Source organism: Geodermatophilus sp. CPCC 205761 (assembly GCF_051383655.1).
Classification (GTDB): Bacteria; Actinomycetota; Actinomycetes; order Mycobacteriales; family Geodermatophilaceae; genus Geodermatophilus.
On sequence record NZ_JALPKQ010000001.1, the window covers coordinates 169,477 to 186,048 of the forward strand.

Here is a 16,572-nt window from a genome sequence, read left to right on the forward strand (position 1 = left end):
GCGGGGCGGTCGTGGAGTTCGTCTTCGTCTCGGTGCTGGTCGTGGTGCTGCTGCTGGCCGTGCTGCAGGTGGCGGTCTACGTGCACGTGCGCCACGTGGTGACCGCCAGCGCGCAGGAGGGGGCGCGCTACGCGGCCAACGCCGACGTGCCGTCGTCCGCCGGTGCCGATCACACGGTGGCGGTGGTGGCACGGGCGACGTCGCCGGGCACCGCCGACGGGCTGCGCTGCACCGCGGGCGAGGAGACCGACCCCAGCGGCCTGGCGCTGGTGGTGGTGCGCTGCTCGGGCTCGGTGCCGACGCTGCTCGCCGGGCTGGGCGACCTGCTGCCGCTGACGGTGACCGGCCGAGCGGTGAAGGAGGCCGCGGGGTGAGCTGGGTGCGGGCCCGACTGGGTCAGGCGGCGGGCGAGCGCGGTTCGGCGCTGGTGGAGTTCGTGTTCATCGCGATCGTGGTGTTCGTGCCGCTGGTCTACATCGTGGCCGGGTTCTCGGCAGTGCAGCGTGGCGTGTTCGCCTCGACCGCGGCGGCGCGGGAGGCCGGGCGAGCGATGGGGACGGCGCCGGATCCGGCGACCGGCGCGGCCCGGGCGGCGGTGGCGGCGCGGTTGGCGGTGGAGGACCAGTCGGTGGACGCGACCGACGTGCGACTGGCCTACGCGCCCGCCGGCGCCGGCTGCGACGCGGCGGGGAGCTACGCGCCGACGCTGACGCCGGGGGAGGAGTTCTCCGTCTGCGTCACCGTCACGGTGCGGATCCCGCTGCTGCCGGAGTTCATCGACGCCAACACCGCCACCGGCCAGTTCCTCGTCGAACGCGATCGCTACGTCGACGGCTGAGGCTCGACCACGACGCTGCCACTGCCGACCACGGGGATGCCGAGGCCCGCCGTCGTCCAGCCAGTCCTGCACCGTCCTCCGGTGTTGTGCGGGATCACGCCTGTGGCAGCGGGAGGCGCATGGGATCGACCTTCCAGGCGGCACGATCATCAGACGGCGCGCGGCACCCGATGGGTGACGCTCTGCCTGCCGGATTCGACGCTCTGTAGCCGCTACGCTCCGGGAGCAAGGCATCTCAGTTCGCTGACACGGCAGGGGGAGCCGACATCGTGGACGCGCCAGAACTGATTCTCGTGATAGCGGGCGTCGTGGTCGGAGCCGGCGCGTTGTTTCCGACGGCTTTCCGGATGTGGTTCGGAGTAGCGGGTCTCACCCTGCTCCTCGTCGGCGTCGTTGTCTGGACGTTGTCTCCCGTCCCTGCGGAATCCACCTCGTCGTCCGGCGCCTCGGCGTCAGCATCCTCTGCGCCTTCCACGACTTCCTCCAGTCCCGCCGGGGAGGCCGGGGTGCGGAACGTGAGCCTCGAACTGGATGGAGCGCAGCAGCAGCGCTTCCTGGGAGTCGATCTGGACACCGGCGAGATGTCCACGGAAGAGAGGGACTCCCTCGACATCGCCGTGGACGTCAACGGTCGTCTGACGGCGCTCCAGGGCAACTTCGGCCGTCCAGAGCCGAGCGAATACGACGGAGTGGATGCCGCGGCGGACCTCTCCGCCTGCATCGGCGGAGGCCTGACGTCGAACCTGACCGGGGCCATTGACGTCAACGACCTGCAACCGGGCCAGGTCTTGTGCGTCTCCACCGATCAGAGGAGCGCGGTGGCCCTGCTGGTCCGCCAACGTACGCATTCCGTCTACGATGCAGCGCTGATCTTGGATGCTGCGGTTTCCAGGCGATAGATGACGACAGTCATCTCCTCCTGCTCGCGCGAGTCTTCGACGTCGCGTCGAGCCCCACGGCATGCGCAGCGGGGGACGTCACCGGCGCAACAGCGCGCCGGTCGCGACGGCCGTGGGGGTCGATGCGAGCGCCGGGGTCAGCCCATCGTCTTCTGACCGTCGATCGATTCCCGCAGGATGTCGGCGTGGCCGGCGTGCTGAGCGGTCTCGGCGATGATGTGGAGGAACACCCGCCGGGCCGACCAGCGGGCGCCCGGCTCGAACCACGGTGCCTCCGGCAGCGCATGCTCGGCGTCCAGGTCGGGCAGGGTGGCGACGAGGTCGTCGGTGTGCCGCGCGACCGCCTCGTAGTCGGCCAGCACGCCGGCCAGCGTCTCCCCGGGCGCGAGATGCCAGTGCCGGGTCGAGGCATCGGGACCCCAGTTGCGGTGCATCGCCTCGGCCCCGCCCTCGGCGAACTGCACCCATCCCGCCTCCGTGGCCGACACGTGCTTGATCAGCCCGGCCAGGTTGAGCGCGCTGACGGTCGGCCGCCGCATCGCCTGCTCGTCCGTCAGGTCGCGGACGGTGTAACGCAGGAAGGCCCGGTGTCGCCGCAGGGACTCGATCAGGTCCGCCCGCTCGCGGGTGAGGGTGGTCGAAGCGGTCATGGGATCGCCTTCCGTCGTCCTCCGGTGGGGTCGGTGCCGACGCTAGGGGCAGGGCGCGCCGGATGGGACCGATAGCGGTGTGAGCAGTCGAACCTCGGACCTGCGACGTCGTCACCGGGCCAGTGGGTCAGGGCGCGTCGGGAGGTCGGAAGGCGAAGAGGACCGAGGCCGTGAGGATCCACAGAGCTCCGAGAGCGCCCATGAGCCCGGCTGGTCCGAGCGGAGTGAAGGCGATGACGACCGGCACGCTCAGGGCGAGGCTGAACCAGCGGAACCAGCGAGGGAACAGGTCGTACCTGAAGCCGGCCACCACGGCGGTGGCGACCATGATGAGCGACGGAACCGCGAGGAGTCTCGCCACCTCATAGTCGGCAGTCATCAGGCTCCGCGCCGCAACGCCGTCACGGAGGTCCGCCGCGCTCGCCAAGCCGACACCCTCGGCGGCGAACTGGAGAGTCTGTGTGGCCCACAGGACCCCGCAGGCGACTCCGACGACGGCGAGCCCTTCCGACGCTCGCTTGAGCTGGTTCCACAGGGGCCCGAGGAAGACGACGGCGAGAACCGCGCCCAGCGCCGTGAACGACGCGCCTGTGCTGATCGCGGCCCCGTGCTCGCGAAGTCCGTCGACCAGCGCCTCGGGCGCCATCGTGGGGTCGAGGCCCTTGCCGCCCACGTCTCCGATGGAGCCGATGGTCAGCGTGATGACGGCCGACGCCGCCCCCGACAGAGCTGCGATCCGGTCAGCAGGGCCGACGCGCCCCGTTCGCGGATGCCCTGTCCCACTGGTCATGGCGGATCCATCTCTTCAGGAGGGGCCGGCAAGCGGCCGGGCCACCGGACTCTGGGGCGACGGACGCCCACGAACAAGGGGCCGAAGACGCCCGCCTCCTCACCCAGCCGGCTCGGTGAGGAGTGCCGGGGCCGCAGGTCCGGGCCGGCGGCGCCGGGCGCGGGTGGGCCGGGCCCGACGGGAGAGCGGGGGTTGACCCCAGGTCCAAGTGGGGGGATCTGCGAGCGGAATGCGGGGGTTTCCTCGATGGTTCGGCGACCGGCCGGCCGCCATTCTTTTCCCAGGCAAGAACACGGGAAACGAAGTTCCCGGGCCTGGAGCGAAGGAGAATCCCATGTTCGACCGCCACGGAAACCGCTGGGACAACGACCACGGCCACCACGGGCACGGCCACCACGACCACGGTCACCGCCACGACAACCACTGGGGCCACGACCGGCACGACAACCACTGGGGCCACGACCGGCACGACGGGCACCGCGAGTGCCACGACGACTACAACGACTACTCGGGTCACGACCACTACTGACCCCTGACCAGGCGTGGCCCGGGCCTCACGGCCCGGGCCACGCCCATGTCCGGCTCGACCTCGAGCGCCCGCGGCGGCTCCCCGCCGCGGGCGCTCAGTGCTGTCCGGGGCAGGCACCGGAACCGGTGGGGGGCGGGCCCCACCCACGTCCGGGGAGTCCCCTCCGGGTGATCCGGGGGCTGGCTCGATGTCCCGACGGCTGCGGGAAAGCCATTCTCTTCTCAGGGCACGGAAACACCGGGAAATCCATTCCGGAGCCTGATCGGACCGGCGGAGACGGATCTCGGGTTCCGCACCCATCGACGACATCGTGGAGCGATCATGACCATGACCCTGCCCATGACCCCCTCCGGTCTGCGCGACGAGCTCGAGGTCGACTTCGCCCAGGCGGCCTGCGAGCTGGCCGAGGCCCGCGCCCTGCAGGCGGAGAAGGACACGCCGGACCACCGGGCGGCCGTCGCCGAGTGCAGCGCCCGGCTGGACGCCGTCCTGGACATGTACCTCGACGCCGGCTTCCCCCGCTGACCTCCCGACCGGGGGGTGCGGTCAGCCGCCGACGTTGAGCACGGCCAGCCGGCCCTCGTTGAGCAGGCTGACGTAGGCCCGGCTCCCGTCGGGCAGCACCGCGACCGACGTCGGCCCGTCCCCGAGGGGCAGCCGCGCGGTCACCTCGAAGGTCTCGCCGTCGATCACCGACACGCTGTCGTCCTCGACGCTGGCGACGTAGGCGAACCGGCCGTCGGCCGACCAGGTGATGTCCTGGGGGTTCCGCCCGACGTCCACGCGGTCGATGACCTCGTTGGTGTTGGTGTCGATCATCGTGACCGAGGCGGAGTCGTAGTTGACGTTGGCCACCAGCGGCCGGGTCGGGTGCACCGCCACGCTGTGCGGACTCGTCTCCACCGGCACCTGATCGATGACCTGGAGGCTGTTCGGGTCCAGGACCGTGACCAGGTTGGACTCGTGGTTGGCCACGTACGCCCGCGATCCGTCGGGGGTGAACTCGATCCAGTGCGGGTTCGGGGGGACGGTGACGTCCTCGAGCACCGTGTTGTTCACCGTGTCGATCACCGAGATGCTCCCCGAGTCGTGGTTCGGCACGAACAGCCGTGACCCGTCGAGGGTCACCGCCCCCAGGTAGGGCCGGGTGCGCACCGGGATGGTGGTGATCTCCTTGTTGTTCGAGGTGTCGATGACGGTCACCGCGGCGATCGTGCGGGCGTCGTTGAAGACGCTGACGTAGAGCCGGCTCCCGTCCCGGTTGAAGATGAGGAACTGCGGGGGGCCCGCCGGGATCGGGATGTTCGAGGTGACGGTGTTGAGCGCGGTGTCGACCACGGTGACGAAGCCGGCGGCCCGCCGGGCGACGTAGAGCTGCTGCCCGTTGGGCGCGACGGCGACGAAGCCCGAGAGCTCCCCGACCTCGATGGGCGTCCCGACGGGCGGGATGGGCACGGCGGCCCGCGGGGGAGCGCTCGGCGTCGGAGCGGGGGCGGCGGATGCGGACGCGGACGGCGACGCCGCGGGCGGACCGCCGTCCGTGCTGGGAGCGTCGTCGTCCCGCAGGAGGACGATCGCGAGCCACACCCCCAGCGCCACCACCAGCAACGCCGCGGCGCCGACGAGCAGGGGACGGCGCCGGTTCGGCTGCGTCGGCATGGGCGGCGGCGGTGGGGATCCCGGCGGCCGGCCGTGGCCGGCGTCCTCCGACCACGCCTCCCGCGTCCCCCCGTCCGCCCCGGGGGGCGGGCCCGTCCGCCGGGGATCCGCCCCGTTGCGGCCGGACCACCCGCCTCCCGTCGACCGGTCGCCGCCGTTACCGGCCCCCTGCTGGACGGGGATGGCGCCGACGCCGGCCGGTCGCTCCGGAGCGGTCGCGACGGCCGCCTCCGTCCGGGGTTCGGCCACCGACGTGCCCGCCCGAGCGGCGGGCTGGGCGACGGTGGCCGCGGCGGCCGCGGCAGCGGCGGCGCCACCGGCGGCGGTGCGCCGGTCGGCCGACGACGTGTTCGGGCTCTGCGCCCGGCCGAGCCGGCTGTGGGCCTGGGCCAGGGTGGCGGCGCCGAGGGCGACGGCGTGTTTGGGGTGGGTGTCGACGACGGTGGGCCGGCCGAGCTCGTCGGCGATCATCCGGCCGATGAGCGGGATCCGGGAGGAACCGCCCACGAGCAGGACGGCCGACAGCCGGTCCGGGGGCACCTCCGCCGTCCGCAGCGCCCGGCTCAGGGTGCCGATCGTCGACTCGACCGGCGCGCGGATCATGTCCTCGAACTCGGCCCGGGTGAGCGGGACGTCCAGGTGCCGGGTGGGCAGGAAGACCGGGATGGTCACCTCGGTGTCGAGGGAGAGCGCCTCCTTGGCCAGGACGCAGTCCTGCCGCAGCCGGGAGAGCGCGACGACGGTCTTCGGGTCGCCGAGGTCGAGCTCGTTGAGCGCCCCGCCCGACTTGTGGTTGACGAAGGACAGGATGGCCTCGTCGAAGTCGGTCCCGCCCAGCCGTTCGATGCCGTCCGGCGAGCCGAGGATCTCGATGCCGTCGGCGACGCGCTGGAGGACCGTCGCGTCGAAGGTGCCGCCGCCGAGGTCGTACACGGCGATGACCTCGCCCTCCTCGAGCTGGCGGGTCGCCGCGTAGTAGGCGGCCGCCGCCTCGGGCTCGGTGACGGTCAGCGCCGACGACAGCCCGGCGAACCGCGGCACCTCCTCGAACAGCTCCCTCCGGAAGGGGCCCCAGTTCGCCGGGTGGGTCAGCACCACGATCCCGGGCTCGCCGCGTTCCGCGCCGACCCGGGTGAGCACGTCCTGCAGGAGCGCGCCGAGCAGGTCGGTGACGGCGTACGACGAGCCGCCCAGCAGGACCGGCGTCGGGTCGCCCAGCCGGCGTTTGATCTCCGTCGCGACGCGGTCGGGGTTGCTCACGACCCGGCGGGCGGCGGCGTCGCCGGTGACGAGCGCGCCGTCGTCCCGGGCGAAGACCGCGGCGGGGATCACCGTCGAGCGGTCCCCGAGGGCGAACATCTCCGTGTTGCTGTCATGGCTGACCGCGGCCGCCACGAACGTGGTGCCGAGATCGACTCCGAGGTAGTACTCCACAGCGTCTCCCGGGCGAGCGGCATACGGAATGAGCCCGTGTCGCCGACACCAAACACTGCCCGCAGCGGCCTGGCAACGACCTGTTTCCCGGCCCCGTGCGGCGAACACCGGGCGGGGTGACAACCCCACCAGTGGGTAGGGAGAGCACCCCTACCGCCCGGGGGCGGGGGCCACGACGATCCAGGGATGACGTCGACGCCTGCCGCCTCCGCGGGCGACGCTCCGGGCGCGGCCGGGCAGCCGGACGCCGATCCCTCCCATCCGGTGCCGGGCTCCCTGCTGCCGCTGCCGTCCCGCGCCGAGCGGGAGCGGTGGCAGCGCCGGCTGCGCCTGCAGCGGCAGCTGCACGACGGCGCCTCGCTGCGGATCTCCGCTCTCGTCCCGCAGCTCGGCGTGGTCCGGAACAAGGTGCCCGAGGCGTTGCCCGACCTGCACGCCTCCATCGAGGGCCTGCAGGACCAGTTGCACACGGCGCTGCAGGAGCTGCGGGAGATCGCGCGGGCCATCTACCCGCCGCTGCTCGACGAGGCGGGGCTCGGGCCGGCGCTGCGCGAGTTCGCCGACCGCGCCGAGGTGCCCGTGCGCATCGACGTGAGCCCGGCGCGCTGCGGCCCCGCTGCCGAGGGGGCGGCCTACTTCGCGGTCACCGACTGCCTCGCCGCCGTCCGCGCGGGAGGGGCACCGATCGAGGTGGCCGGCGGGCGCGAGGGCGACGTCCTCGTCCTGGTGCTGTCCGGGGTGCCGCTGCGGCTGGCCGTGGGGGTCCTCGACCACGTGTGCGGGCTCGACGGGCAGGTCACGCCGTCCGGCCCGGAGGAGAAGGGGAGGATCGAGGTGAGGATCCCGTGCGCGTAGCCCTGGCCGAGGACGGCGCCCTGTTCCGCGAGGGCCTGCTCATGCTGTTGGAGGCCGCCGGCCACGAGGTCGTCGGCTGCACCGCCGACGGTGACGCGCTGGTCGACCTGCTGGCCGAGCAGGAGGCGGACGTGGCGATACTGGACATCCGCATGCCGCCGGAACCGGACGGCGGTCTGGTCACCGCGGAACGGCTGCGGGCCGCGCACCCCGGCATGGGGCTGCTGTTCCTGTCCCACTACGCCGAGACCCACTACCTGATGCGCATCCTCGAGATCGGCACCGAGGCGGTCGGCTACCGGCTGAAGGAGAAGGTGGGCAGCGTCGACGTCCTCACCGACACCCTCGACCGGATCGCCGACGGCGAGATCGTGATCGAGCCGGTGCTGGCCAAGCGGCTGGTCGAGCGCCCGCGCGGGGACCGCAAGGAGGTCGTCGACGCCCTGTCACCCCGGGAGCTCGACGTGCTGCGGCTGATGGCCGAGGGCCGGTCCAACAACGGCATCGCCGCGCAGTTGTTCGTCACCCCCAAGGCCGTCGAGAAGCACATCGCCAACATCTTCAGCAAGTTCGGCCTGCAGGACGACGGCAGCGAGCACCACCGCCGGGTCCTGGCCGTCCTCACCTACCTGCGCTCCCAGCGCGGCGAGCGGTAACGCGCGGGTTGGCCGGGGCGGGCGGTCCCCCTAGCGTGGCGGCACGGGACCTGCCGGTTCCGCATGCCGAGGGGTCGGTGGTGGGGATGGCCCGGGCGACCGTGGCCGGTGCCGTGCGTGGACTGCTGGTCGCAGTCGGGGTGGCCGCGGTGCTGGTCGCCGTCGTCCAGGGCCTCGGCCGGGTGGTCGGGTCCGCGGTGCCGGCCGTGCTGCTGCCGGTCGCCGGCGCCGCGCTCGCGGCCCTCGGCCTGCACCTGTTCCTGCCCCGTGGCCGCGGGTCGCGGGCCGGTTCCGAGGCGTCGGACCGGTTCCCCGCCCTGGCCGAGGCGGCCCGGCGGATGCAGTCGGGCTCCCTGGAGCGGGCGCTGCCGGGCCTGGCCCAGGTGGTGGCCGACGGCACCGGGGCCGCGCAGGCGACGGTGTGGCTGGCGATCGGGGAGCGCCTGGTGGAGGTCGCGCGGCACCCGCCGGAGCCGGACGCCGGGGAGGTGACCGTGCCCGATCTCGCCACGCTGCTCGCCCGCCCGGACACCGACCACGTCGTCCCGGTCCTCGACGGGACGGCGTTGCGCGCGGTGGTGGCGATCCACAAACCGGGTGCGGTCACCGCCGAGGACCGCCAGCTCATGCAGGACGTGGCCAACGGGGCGGGGTTGCTGCTGCGGGTGGTCGCGCTCAACGCCGAGCTCGCCGAGCGGGTGCGGCGGGCGGCCGACCTGGCCGAGGAGCTGCAGGCGTCGCGGCGCCGGCTCGCCTCCGCCCGTGACTCCGAGCGGCGGCGGCTGGTCGCCGAGCTCGCCTACGCGACGGGCGACCGGCTGGACGCGCTGCGGGCCGAGGTCGGTCTCGCCGCCGCCGGACTCGCCGACCCCGAACCCGACCCCGCGCCGGTGACGGAGGCCCTGGCCCGGGCGCGGGTCCAGCTCGACGACCTGCTCGAACGGTTCCGGGCCGTCGCCCGGGGCGTCTACCCGGCCGTCCTGCGCGACCACGGACCCACCGCGGCGCTCGACGAGGTGATCTCCGACCTGCCCCGGCCGGTCCGGCTCAGCGGCGGCCTGGGGGAGCGGCTGCCGTGGGAGCTGGAGTCGGGCATCTACTACGTCGCCGCCTCGGCGGTCCGGGCACTGGCCGGCCGGCCCGGCGACGGCGCGGTGCTGGTGCGGCTGGAGCACGCCGACGGCCGGATCGTCGTGCACGTCGAGGACCCGGCCCCGCCCGTGCCCCCCGAGCGGCTGGGCGCCCTGCTGGCCGACGACGCCGACCGGCTCGCGGCGCTGGGCGGGGGGATGGACGTCGGGACCGGTCCTCCGCCCGGTGGCGACCCGGACGCCGCGGTGCCCCTGGTCGTCCGCGCCTGGCTGCCCGACCGGGTGGAGCCGGTCGTGGTGGCCACCGCCGGGACGGAGGTCGCGGTCCGGTGAACCGGGGTCGCCCGGAGACGCCTGCGCTCCTGGCCGGTCTGCTCTCCTGGGCGCTGGTCACGGTCGCGATCGGCGGCGCCTACCTGCTGGTGGAGCTCGTGGCGGGCCGTGTCGCCGGGCCCGCGGGAACGGCGGCGACGGCCACCGCGGTGGCCGCGGTGATCGCCCTGCCCGCGTACGAGGGGGCCCGGCGGGTGACCGGCAGCCGGACCGACGACGACCGCCCGGCCGGCTACCAGGTGCTCGCCCAGCTGGCCGCGCTGCCCCGGCCGACCCGCGACGTCCCCGACCTGGCCCGCGTCGTCGAGGCGGTGGGGCTGGGGCTGGGCGCGGATGTGTGCTCGCTGACGGTCCGGCGGCCCGGGCTTCGCGACCGGGTGCACACCTGGACCCGCCCCGGTGTCGAACCCGGCGAGACGCGGTGGGAGGTCCTCGTCCGGCACGGCACGGAGGACGTCGGCACCCTCGCCGTCGACCGCGTGACCGTCGCCGGGACCAACGCCGAGCGCCGGCAGCTGCTCGAGGCGGTCGCGAGCAGCCTCGGGGTGGCGCTGCAGGCCACGCGGGCCGGCATCGAGCTGGAACGGCAGCTGCGGGCGGCCCTGGCGCACGCCACCGACATCGCGGCCGCCCGCCGCCGCGCCGTCGCCGAGTCCGACGGTGAGCGCCGCCGGATCGAGCGCGACCTGCACGACGGCGCCCAGCACCACCTGGTGTCCCTGAGCCTCGGGCTGGGGTTGGTGGAGCACGAGCTCGCCACCGGCCGGCTCGAGCAGGCGCGCACCGGTCTGGACCAGATCACCGCACGGATCGCGACGGTCGAGGAGCTGCTGACCCGGACCAGCACCGGCGTCACGTCACCGGTCCTCGCCGAGGCCGGTCTGGTCGCCGCCCTCGAGGAGGACCTCGGCCACGACGACCCACCCGTCGCCCTCGACGCCCCGCGGGGCCTGCGGTTCCCCCCGGAGGTCGACGCCGCCGTCTACTTCTGCTGCCTGGAGGCGGTGAACAACGCCCGCAAGCACGCCCCGGGTGCCGCCGTGTCGGTGCGGCTGTGGGTCGAGGGGGACCGGCTGCACTTCGCGGTGCGGGACGACGGCCCGGGCTGGGACCCCTCCGCCGGCGCGCCGTCCCAGGGGCGCGGCATGCGGAACCTGGCGGCCCGCGTCGCCGCCGTCGGCGGGCAGGTCGACGTCCGGTCCGCGCCCGGCGCCGGCACCACCGTCGAGGGCTCCGTGTCGCTGCCCGAACCCCCTGCGGGCCCCCCGCCGAGGGAGGAACCGGCGGTCCCCGGGCTGCTCGGCGACGTGCGGACCGCCGTGCGGACCGCCCGGGAGATCCACTCCGGCACCGGCGTGGCCAGGCAGCTGGAGTTCCTCGAACGAGCGCTGGGCGAACCGCTCCGGATCGTCGTGACCGGCTCGCCCGGTGCGCCGGCGGCGGCGCTGGCCGAGGCGCTCGCCGCCACCGCGCCACCCGGTGTCCGGTACTCGCCCGCGGGGGTTCCCGGCGGTCCGCCCGACACCGCGGCCGACGCCCACGTCCTCGTCCTCGGCCACGCCGGGCCGGAGGACGACGACCGCCCGGCCTGGCTGCCCGCGACCGCCCGCCCCGCACAGACCATCGGCGTGCACCTCGGGGACGGACCTCCTCCGGCCGCGGCCCGCTCCTGCCAGACGGTGGTTACGGTCGGGCCCGGCGGGCCGGCCGGGGTCCTCCTGGACGACGACGCGCTGTCGCGGGTGCGGGAGGTGGTCGACAGCCGGCTCGTCGCCCGCGCCGCGGTGCTGAAGGCGCGGACCGTGCTGTCGGCTCTGGAGACCGTCCTGCACGGTGCGCCGTCCGGGCCGCTGGTCTACCAGCTGGAGGCGATCCGCTCCGGCGCGCACGAGCTGGTCGAGCTCGACCTCCTGGACGCCCTGTGCTCGGGGGAGATCCGCGTCCCCGACGACCAGCGCCGCGCCGCGGAACGACTGCTCGGGGTGGACGGCGTGCCCGCGTGGGCCCGCCTGGGCCGCGGCCCGGACGCGCTCCCGGCCGAGCTCGCCGACGCCGCGGCGGCGGACCTGGCCCGCTGGCAGCGCGCCGCCGCCCACCCGACGTCGACGGCGGCGTCCCGCCGCCTGGCCGAGTTCCTGGTGCGCACCTGCGAGCGGCTGCTGTCCGCGTCGGCGGCCTCGGGAGACCAGGGGACCGGGGGTTGTCCCCACCCGGGCGCGGGGGACGGTCCCGACCGGTCGTAGGGGCTCCCCGGTCGCCACGGACGGGCGCTCCGGACGACGCTTCGTGATGACGCCGCAACGGTGCTCACCGGAGACGACGAGGACGAGGCGCGAGATGACCCCCACGCGGCCGGACCGCACGGAGAACGGGATGCCCGAGGTCGACGTCCGGGAGCTCCTGGACCTGTGCACCAAGGGCGCCACCGTGCACGGCCGCCGGGACCTGGTCCAGCGGCTGACCGTCGCGCGACGGTCCCTGGGGACGGCGGGGCCGGGGCGGTTCTCCTTCGGCGCCGTCCGGGACGCCGCAGCCGTCGCCCTGCACGCGTGCGACGCGCTCGAGCACGACCTCCGCGCGCGGCGCGCGGAGCTGCTGGACCCGGCACTGCCCGCCCGGGCGCGCGCGGAGTACGGCGATGCCCGCGCGCGCTGGGAGGCCTTCGAGACGCCGGCCCAGGTGTGGCCCGCGGTCCTGGGGGAGGGCTTCGCCGCGCTGAGCTCCGACCTGGAGTTCGAGGCCCGCAGCGCGACCCGCGCCGTGCAGGCGGACGCCGACTCGAGCATCGAGGCGGGGGACCCCGGCCGGCACCGCGAGCAGCTCGAGGGCTGGCTGCGCGAGCGCCTGACCTTCGAGGCCGAGCGCATCCACCACCGGCTGCACGCGGGTGCCCGCACGATCGCGGCCCGGGTCGCCGGGGAGCTCGGGCTGGCCCCGCACCCGACGCCGGCCCTCCCGGTGCTCCCGGCCGCGGAACTCGTCGCCGGCCTGGACCCGCACACGCCACCCGTCGGGGGTGCCCAGCCGCTGTCCACCCGGCTGCTCATGGTCGTGATGCCCGGATACGCCGGGATCATGATGGCCTTCGTGCTCTCCCGGTTCCTGGGGCTGCACCTGCCGATGTGGGTCATCGCCCTGTGCGCCGTCCTCGGTGCCCTGGCCACCGGGGGTGCCGCGCTCACCGGGGACCGCCGGCGCCAGCTGGAGCGGCGCCGCAGCGACGCCCGGGCCATGGTGCGCGCGTTCGTCGACGACTACCAGCTGGCCCTCGGCAAGCAGGTCCGCGACGGCATCCGGGTCCTGCAGAACGACCTGCGCACCAGCACGTCGGTCGCCGTCAACCAGCGGAGCCGCGAGCTGACCGACCGACTGGACGCGGCCGGCTCGGCCGCCAAGGCGGCCTCGCACAGCGCGGAGGAACTCGCCGACGTCGACGCGGACCTGGGCTCGGTGGCCGAGCTGCGCGACCGGGCCCGCCGTCTCCTGCACCCGCCGGCCGAGACGCCGCCGGGGCGCCGGCTCACCCCGGTCGCCTGAGGCCGCCCCCCTCCGCCCGAGGCCACCCCGGGGCGGCTGAGGCCGACCCTGAGCCGTCCGCCCGCACGGCGGCTCCCGCTGCACACCTCGCCCGGCCCGTCGGACTCCCGCGTCCGACGGGCCGGGCCCGTGCCGTCGACAGCCGGGGACGTGGGGCGCTCCCGGCGTCGGCGGGGGTGTGGACCCCACCTCGGAAACGGGGGCTCCGGACGGCATTCCGGGGGGTCCGCTCGATGTTCCCGAGACCGCCCGGACGCCATTCTTCTCTCAGGAAGAAAACACGGGAATTGATTTCCCGGACCTCTTGAAGAGGAGAGAGAAATGTCCGCTCCCATTCCGTGCCTGCGTCACTCCGAGCGCAAGTGGCTGGCCTACTGCGACGACTGCAAGGCCTGGCACCTCGCCCGCCAGATCGCCGCCCGCGACGCCGCCGCCCGGAACACCGCCGCCCGCGACCTCGCCCCCCGCGTGACCGTGGCCCCCCGCCTGACCGTCGTCCCGGCCGTCGCCCGCGGTTCCGTTCCCGCCCTGACCGCCGTCGCCTGAGCGGCGAGGACGGCTCCCGCGCGCCGGCCACCGCCGCGCAGCGCAGGCCGCCGGTCAGCCCCGGCCCCACCCCGATTCCCGCCACCAGCCCGTCGACCACCGAGGAGGACCCCGTGCGCATCGTTCTCCCGCTGCCGACGCGAGCCCTGGACGTCGCACAGACGGTCCACGAGACGGCGGTCACCGGCCTGCTGACCCTGGTCAACTCCCGCCCCACCCGGAACGGCGCCGCAGCCCGGCAGCCGACCCCCGCCCCGAACGCTCCCGCCGCCGGTTCCCGGACGCCCGTCGTGCTCGTGCACGGCTTCGGCGGCAACGCCTCGACGTGGTCCCTGCTCGAGCGCTGGTTGAGCGCCGCCGGCTTCCCGGTCTCGCACGCCACGACCTACAGCCCCTTCGCCCGGTGCGTGACCGACGTCGCGCGGGCCCTCGTCGGCGACTGCCACGGCGCCATGGAGCGCGCCGGCACCGACCAGGTGCACCTCATCGGGTACAGCCTGGGCGGGGTCGTCGTCCGCTACGCCGTCCAGGAACTGGGCCTGGAGCCGCACGTCCGGACCGCCGTCACCGTCGCCGCGCCGCACCGCGGGACGCTCGCCGCCCGGCTCGGCCGGGGCACCGTGGCCGCCGCGCTGACGCCCGGGTCCGGGATCCTCGAGGACCTGCGCCGGGGCGCGCGGGCCAGCAGCGTCCGGTGGGTCTCCTACTACTCCGACCGCGACCTGGTCGTGCGGCCGCGCTCCTCGCGGCTCGACGAGCGCGCCCTGCGCGCGACCAACGTCCTGGTCCCGGGCGTCGGCCACCTCGGGATCATCCGGTCGCCGCTGTTCCTCACCTCGGTCGTCCACCTGCTGCGCCACGACGGCCACCCCGAGCGGACCCGTCCCGAGGTCGCCGCGTGAGGCCGGCACCCGCGGCCCGGCCCGGCCGCGCGCCATCCCGCGGTCCGCCCGCGCCGGCCACCCGTGCCCCGACCCCGGCGGGCAGAACCGCCGGCCCCGAACGCCGGGCTCCTCCGCCCGGACCCCACCCCACCCCCTGGAACACGAGGTCCCGCCATGCCCGCATACACGTCCAAGGCCCAGGCCGTCACCGTCTTCTCGCAGTTGTTCGAGATCATGCTGGAGGACGACGACTTCGCCCGGCTGGTGCGCGACCAGGCCCTGTCGGTGCGGTTCGTCCACACCAAGCCGGAGTTCGAGCTACTGGTCGACGCCGACGGCGTGCGGGTCGACGCACCGCCCGCGCCGACGTCGTTGATGATCAAGATGTCCTGCGACACCGCCGACGCGCTCTGGGCCGGCCGCCTGCTCATGCCCATCGCGGTCGCCACCGGGAAGATCCGGATCAAGGGCAGCGTGTCCAAGGTCATCGAGTTCGTGCCGCTGCTGCGTCCGGCGTTCGACCGCTACCCGGCCCTCGCCGCGGCCGCCGGCGTCTCCTCCGCCGCCTGAGCGGCTCCCCGGACCGGCTCCCGCGCGCCGCCCGACGACTCCCTCCCGTTCGCCCTGCCCGAAGGAGCACTCCCGCCATGCTCGACCTGTCCCTCCCCGAGACCACCGGCCCGACCTTCACGTCCCTGCCCCCCGCCGTGGAGGCGTTGCGCGACCGCGTGCGGGAGTTCGCCCAGGAGCGGCTCCGCCCCGAGGTGCGGCGCCTCGACCAGTCCGACGCCGCCGACTTCGACTGGCAGCTGGTGACCGAGGGGCACCAGCTCGGCCTCACCCGGCTGGTCATCTCCCGGCAGCACGGCGGCCTCGGCTACGGGGAGCTCGGCGTCGCCGTCGCGCTCGAGGAGCTGGCCGCCGTCGACGCCGGGTTCGCGCTGATCTTCGGCGCGACGATGCTCGGGCAGGCACCGCTGCTGCTGTCCGGCGACCCCGCGCTCCAGGCCCGGTTCCTGCCGCTGTTCTCCGGGGACGAGCCGGTCCTGGCCTGCAACGCGATCACCGAGGAGATGGCCGGTTGCGACCTGCTCATCCCCGAGAACGCCCAGTTCGCCGTCGACGTCATGCAGGCCCGCCGCGACGGCGACCACTACGTCCTCAACGGCGCCAAGAAGTTCATCACCAACGGCAAGGTCGCCACCTACGCCACGGTCTTCGCCAACATCGAGGGCTTCCCCGGGGCCAGCGCCCTCACCTGCTTCGTCGTTCCGCTCGACCAGCCGGGGATCGCCCTCGGGGAGGTCGCGGACAAGATGGGCTACCGCGCCTGCCTGGGCACCGAGATGTCCTTCACCGACGTCCGGGTGCCCGCCGAGAACATGATCGGCGGCGAGGGCGGCGGCGTGTTCATCAACGTCCAGCAGATGAACATGGCCCGCGCCGCGGTGGCCGCCATCTCCACCGGCGTCGCCCGCGGGGCACTGGACCTCGCCCGGCAGTGGTGCGGCGAGCGGATCCAGGGCGGCGTCCCCCTGTACCGGCACCAGTTCACGGCCCGCAAGCTCGCCGAGATGTCGATGAAGGTCGACGCCGCCCGGCTGCTCTACCTGCGGGCGGCCCACCTGGCCGACACCGAGATCCCGGCCCCCACCTACGAGCCGGCCGTGGCGAAGCTGTTCGCCGACCGGATCGCCGTCGAGGTGGCCGAGGAGGCCATGTCCCTCATGGGCGCCCGCGGCTACGTCCGGGACTTCGGCATGGAGAAGTACCTCCGGGAGGCGCTCGGCGCCCGCATCTACGAGGGCACGCCCGAGGTGCTGGCCCTCGCGATCACCGAGTCCCTGTACGCCGAGGACGAGTTCTGACCG

At 74.5% G+C, this 16,572-nt stretch carries 17 protein-coding genes; 14 read left to right on the forward strand and 3 right to left on the reverse strand.

Annotated elements, in window-relative coordinates:
• Window positions 1-11 precede the first annotated feature (11 nt).
• The 3 genes from MY526_RS00870 (at window position 12) to MY526_RS00880 (ending at window position 1,737) form a co-directional block, all read left to right on the forward strand.
• A complete protein-coding gene (locus MY526_RS00870; protein ID WP_436703008.1) occupies window positions 12-374 on the forward strand; it encodes a TadE/TadG family type IV pilus assembly protein in 363 nt (120 codons plus the stop codon).
• Entirely contained in the window at window positions 371-838 is a 468-nt protein-coding gene (locus tag MY526_RS00875; RefSeq protein WP_436703009.1) for a hypothetical protein, read from the forward strand. Before MY526_RS00870 ends, MY526_RS00875 begins: the two co-directional genes overlap by 4 nt.
• Before the next feature lie 515 nt (window positions 839-1,353).
• On the forward strand, window positions 1,354-1,737 hold the full coding sequence (locus MY526_RS00880) for a hypothetical protein (RefSeq protein ID WP_436703010.1): 384 nt from the start codon (window positions 1,354-1,356) through the stop codon (window positions 1,735-1,737).
• A gap of 137 nt (window positions 1,738-1,874) precedes the next feature.
• On the opposite strand, the gene MY526_RS00885 is transcribed toward MY526_RS00880, so the two are convergent.
• Entirely contained in the window at window positions 1,875-2,387 is a 513-nt protein-coding gene (locus tag MY526_RS00885) for a DinB family protein (RefSeq protein ID WP_436692383.1), read from the reverse strand.
• Between the two features lie 127 nt (window positions 2,388-2,514).
• Window positions 2,515-3,177, reverse strand: a complete 663-nt coding sequence (locus tag MY526_RS00890) for a hypothetical protein (protein ID WP_436703011.1) — start codon at window positions 3,175-3,177, stop codon at window positions 2,515-2,517.
• Window positions 3,178-3,511: 334 nt separating this feature from the next.
• Between MY526_RS00890 and MY526_RS00895 the strand changes: the two genes are divergently transcribed.
• Together MY526_RS00895 and MY526_RS00900 are read left to right on the forward strand one after the other, a co-directional pair.
• On the forward strand, window positions 3,512-3,706 hold the full coding sequence (locus MY526_RS00895) for a hypothetical protein (protein ID WP_436692381.1): 195 nt from the start codon (window positions 3,512-3,514) through the stop codon (window positions 3,704-3,706).
• Between the two features lie 321 nt (window positions 3,707-4,027).
• Entirely contained in the window at window positions 4,028-4,231 is a 204-nt protein-coding gene (locus MY526_RS00900; RefSeq protein ID WP_436703012.1) for a hypothetical protein, read from the forward strand.
• A gap of 21 nt (window positions 4,232-4,252) precedes the next feature.
• Here the strand turns inward: MY526_RS00900 and MY526_RS00905 are convergent, their stop codons facing one another.
• Window positions 4,253-6,799 (reverse strand): Hsp70 family protein, encoded by a 2,547-nt coding sequence (locus MY526_RS00905; RefSeq protein WP_436703013.1) that lies wholly within the window; start codon window positions 6,797-6,799, stop codon window positions 4,253-4,255.
• Window positions 6,800-6,985: 186 nt separating this feature from the next.
• On the opposite strand from MY526_RS00905, the gene MY526_RS00910 reads away from it, so the two are divergent.
• The 9 genes from MY526_RS00910 to MY526_RS00950 all read left to right on the forward strand — a co-directional run bounded on the left by MY526_RS00910 (window position 6,986) and on the right by MY526_RS00950 (window position 16,569).
• The gene (locus MY526_RS00910) at window positions 6,986-7,654 is read left to right on the forward strand and encodes a histidine kinase (RefSeq protein WP_436692378.1); all 669 of its coding nucleotides are present in this window, start codon (window positions 6,986-6,988) and stop codon (window positions 7,652-7,654) included.
• Window positions 7,645-8,310, forward strand: a complete 666-nt coding sequence (locus MY526_RS00915; RefSeq protein WP_436692377.1) for a response regulator transcription factor — start codon at window positions 7,645-7,647, stop codon at window positions 8,308-8,310. The genes MY526_RS00910 and MY526_RS00915 overlap by 10 nt, the downstream gene beginning before the upstream one ends.
• Before the next feature lie 86 nt (window positions 8,311-8,396).
• The gene (locus MY526_RS00920) at window positions 8,397-9,734 is read left to right on the forward strand and encodes a hypothetical protein (protein WP_436692376.1); all 1,338 of its coding nucleotides are present in this window, start codon (window positions 8,397-8,399) and stop codon (window positions 9,732-9,734) included.
• On the forward strand, window positions 9,731-11,977 hold the full coding sequence (locus MY526_RS00925; protein WP_436703014.1) for a sensor histidine kinase: 2,247 nt from the start codon (window positions 9,731-9,733) through the stop codon (window positions 11,975-11,977). Before MY526_RS00920 ends, MY526_RS00925 begins: the two co-directional genes overlap by 4 nt.
• Window positions 11,978-12,071: 94 nt before the next feature.
• Window positions 12,072-13,271 (forward strand): hypothetical protein, encoded by a 1,200-nt coding sequence (locus MY526_RS00930; RefSeq protein ID WP_436703015.1) that lies wholly within the window; start codon window positions 12,072-12,074, stop codon window positions 13,269-13,271.
• Window positions 13,272-13,592: 321 nt separating this feature from the next.
• Window positions 13,593-13,817 carry a hypothetical protein gene (locus MY526_RS00935; RefSeq protein ID WP_436692373.1) on the forward strand — a complete coding sequence of 75 codons (225 nt, stop codon included), beginning with the start codon at window positions 13,593-13,595 and terminating at the stop codon, window positions 13,815-13,817.
• A 113-nt stretch (window positions 13,818-13,930) separates the two neighbouring features.
• Window positions 13,931-14,719 carry an esterase/lipase family protein gene (locus tag MY526_RS00940; RefSeq protein WP_436703016.1) on the forward strand — a complete coding sequence of 263 codons (789 nt, stop codon included), beginning with the start codon at window positions 13,931-13,933 and terminating at the stop codon, window positions 14,717-14,719.
• 156 nt (window positions 14,720-14,875) lie between these two features.
• Entirely contained in the window at window positions 14,876-15,271 is a 396-nt protein-coding gene (locus MY526_RS00945) for a hypothetical protein (protein WP_436692371.1), read from the forward strand.
• Window positions 15,272-15,348: 77 nt separating this feature from the next.
• The gene (locus MY526_RS00950; protein WP_436703017.1) at window positions 15,349-16,569 is read left to right on the forward strand and encodes an acyl-CoA dehydrogenase family protein; all 1,221 of its coding nucleotides are present in this window, start codon (window positions 15,349-15,351) and stop codon (window positions 16,567-16,569) included.
• The last annotated feature ends 3 nt before the right edge of the window (window positions 16,570-16,572 follow it).

What these genes read in the sequence shown, in the direction of transcription:
- MY526_RS00885 (WP_436692383.1), bottom strand. Translation starts at nt 2,387, where the DNA reads ATGACCGCTTCGACCACCCTCACCCGCGAGCGGGCGGACCTGATCGAG.
- MY526_RS00890 (WP_436703011.1), bottom strand. Translation starts at nt 3,177, where the DNA reads ATGACCAGTGGGACAGGGCATCCGCGAACGGGGCGCGTCGGCCCTGCT.
- MY526_RS00895 (WP_436692381.1), top strand. Translation starts at nt 3,512, where the DNA reads ATGTTCGACCGCCACGGAAACCGCTGGGACAACGACCACGGCCACCAC.
- MY526_RS00900 (WP_436703012.1), top strand. Translation starts at nt 4,028, where the DNA reads ATGACCATGACCCTGCCCATGACCCCCTCCGGTCTGCGCGACGAGCTC.
- MY526_RS00910 (WP_436692378.1), top strand. Translation starts at nt 6,986, where the DNA reads ATGACGTCGACGCCTGCCGCCTCCGCGGGCGACGCTCCGGGCGCGGCC.
- MY526_RS00920 (WP_436692376.1), top strand. Translation starts at nt 8,397, where the DNA reads ATGGCCCGGGCGACCGTGGCCGGTGCCGTGCGTGGACTGCTGGTCGCA.
- MY526_RS00930 (WP_436703015.1), top strand. Translation starts at nt 12,072, where the DNA reads ATGACCCCCACGCGGCCGGACCGCACGGAGAACGGGATGCCCGAGGTC.
- MY526_RS00935 (WP_436692373.1), top strand. Translation starts at nt 13,593, where the DNA reads ATGTCCGCTCCCATTCCGTGCCTGCGTCACTCCGAGCGCAAGTGGCTG.
- MY526_RS00945 (WP_436692371.1), top strand. Translation starts at nt 14,876, where the DNA reads ATGCCCGCATACACGTCCAAGGCCCAGGCCGTCACCGTCTTCTCGCAG.
- MY526_RS00950 (WP_436703017.1), top strand. Translation starts at nt 15,349, where the DNA reads ATGCTCGACCTGTCCCTCCCCGAGACCACCGGCCCGACCTTCACGTCC.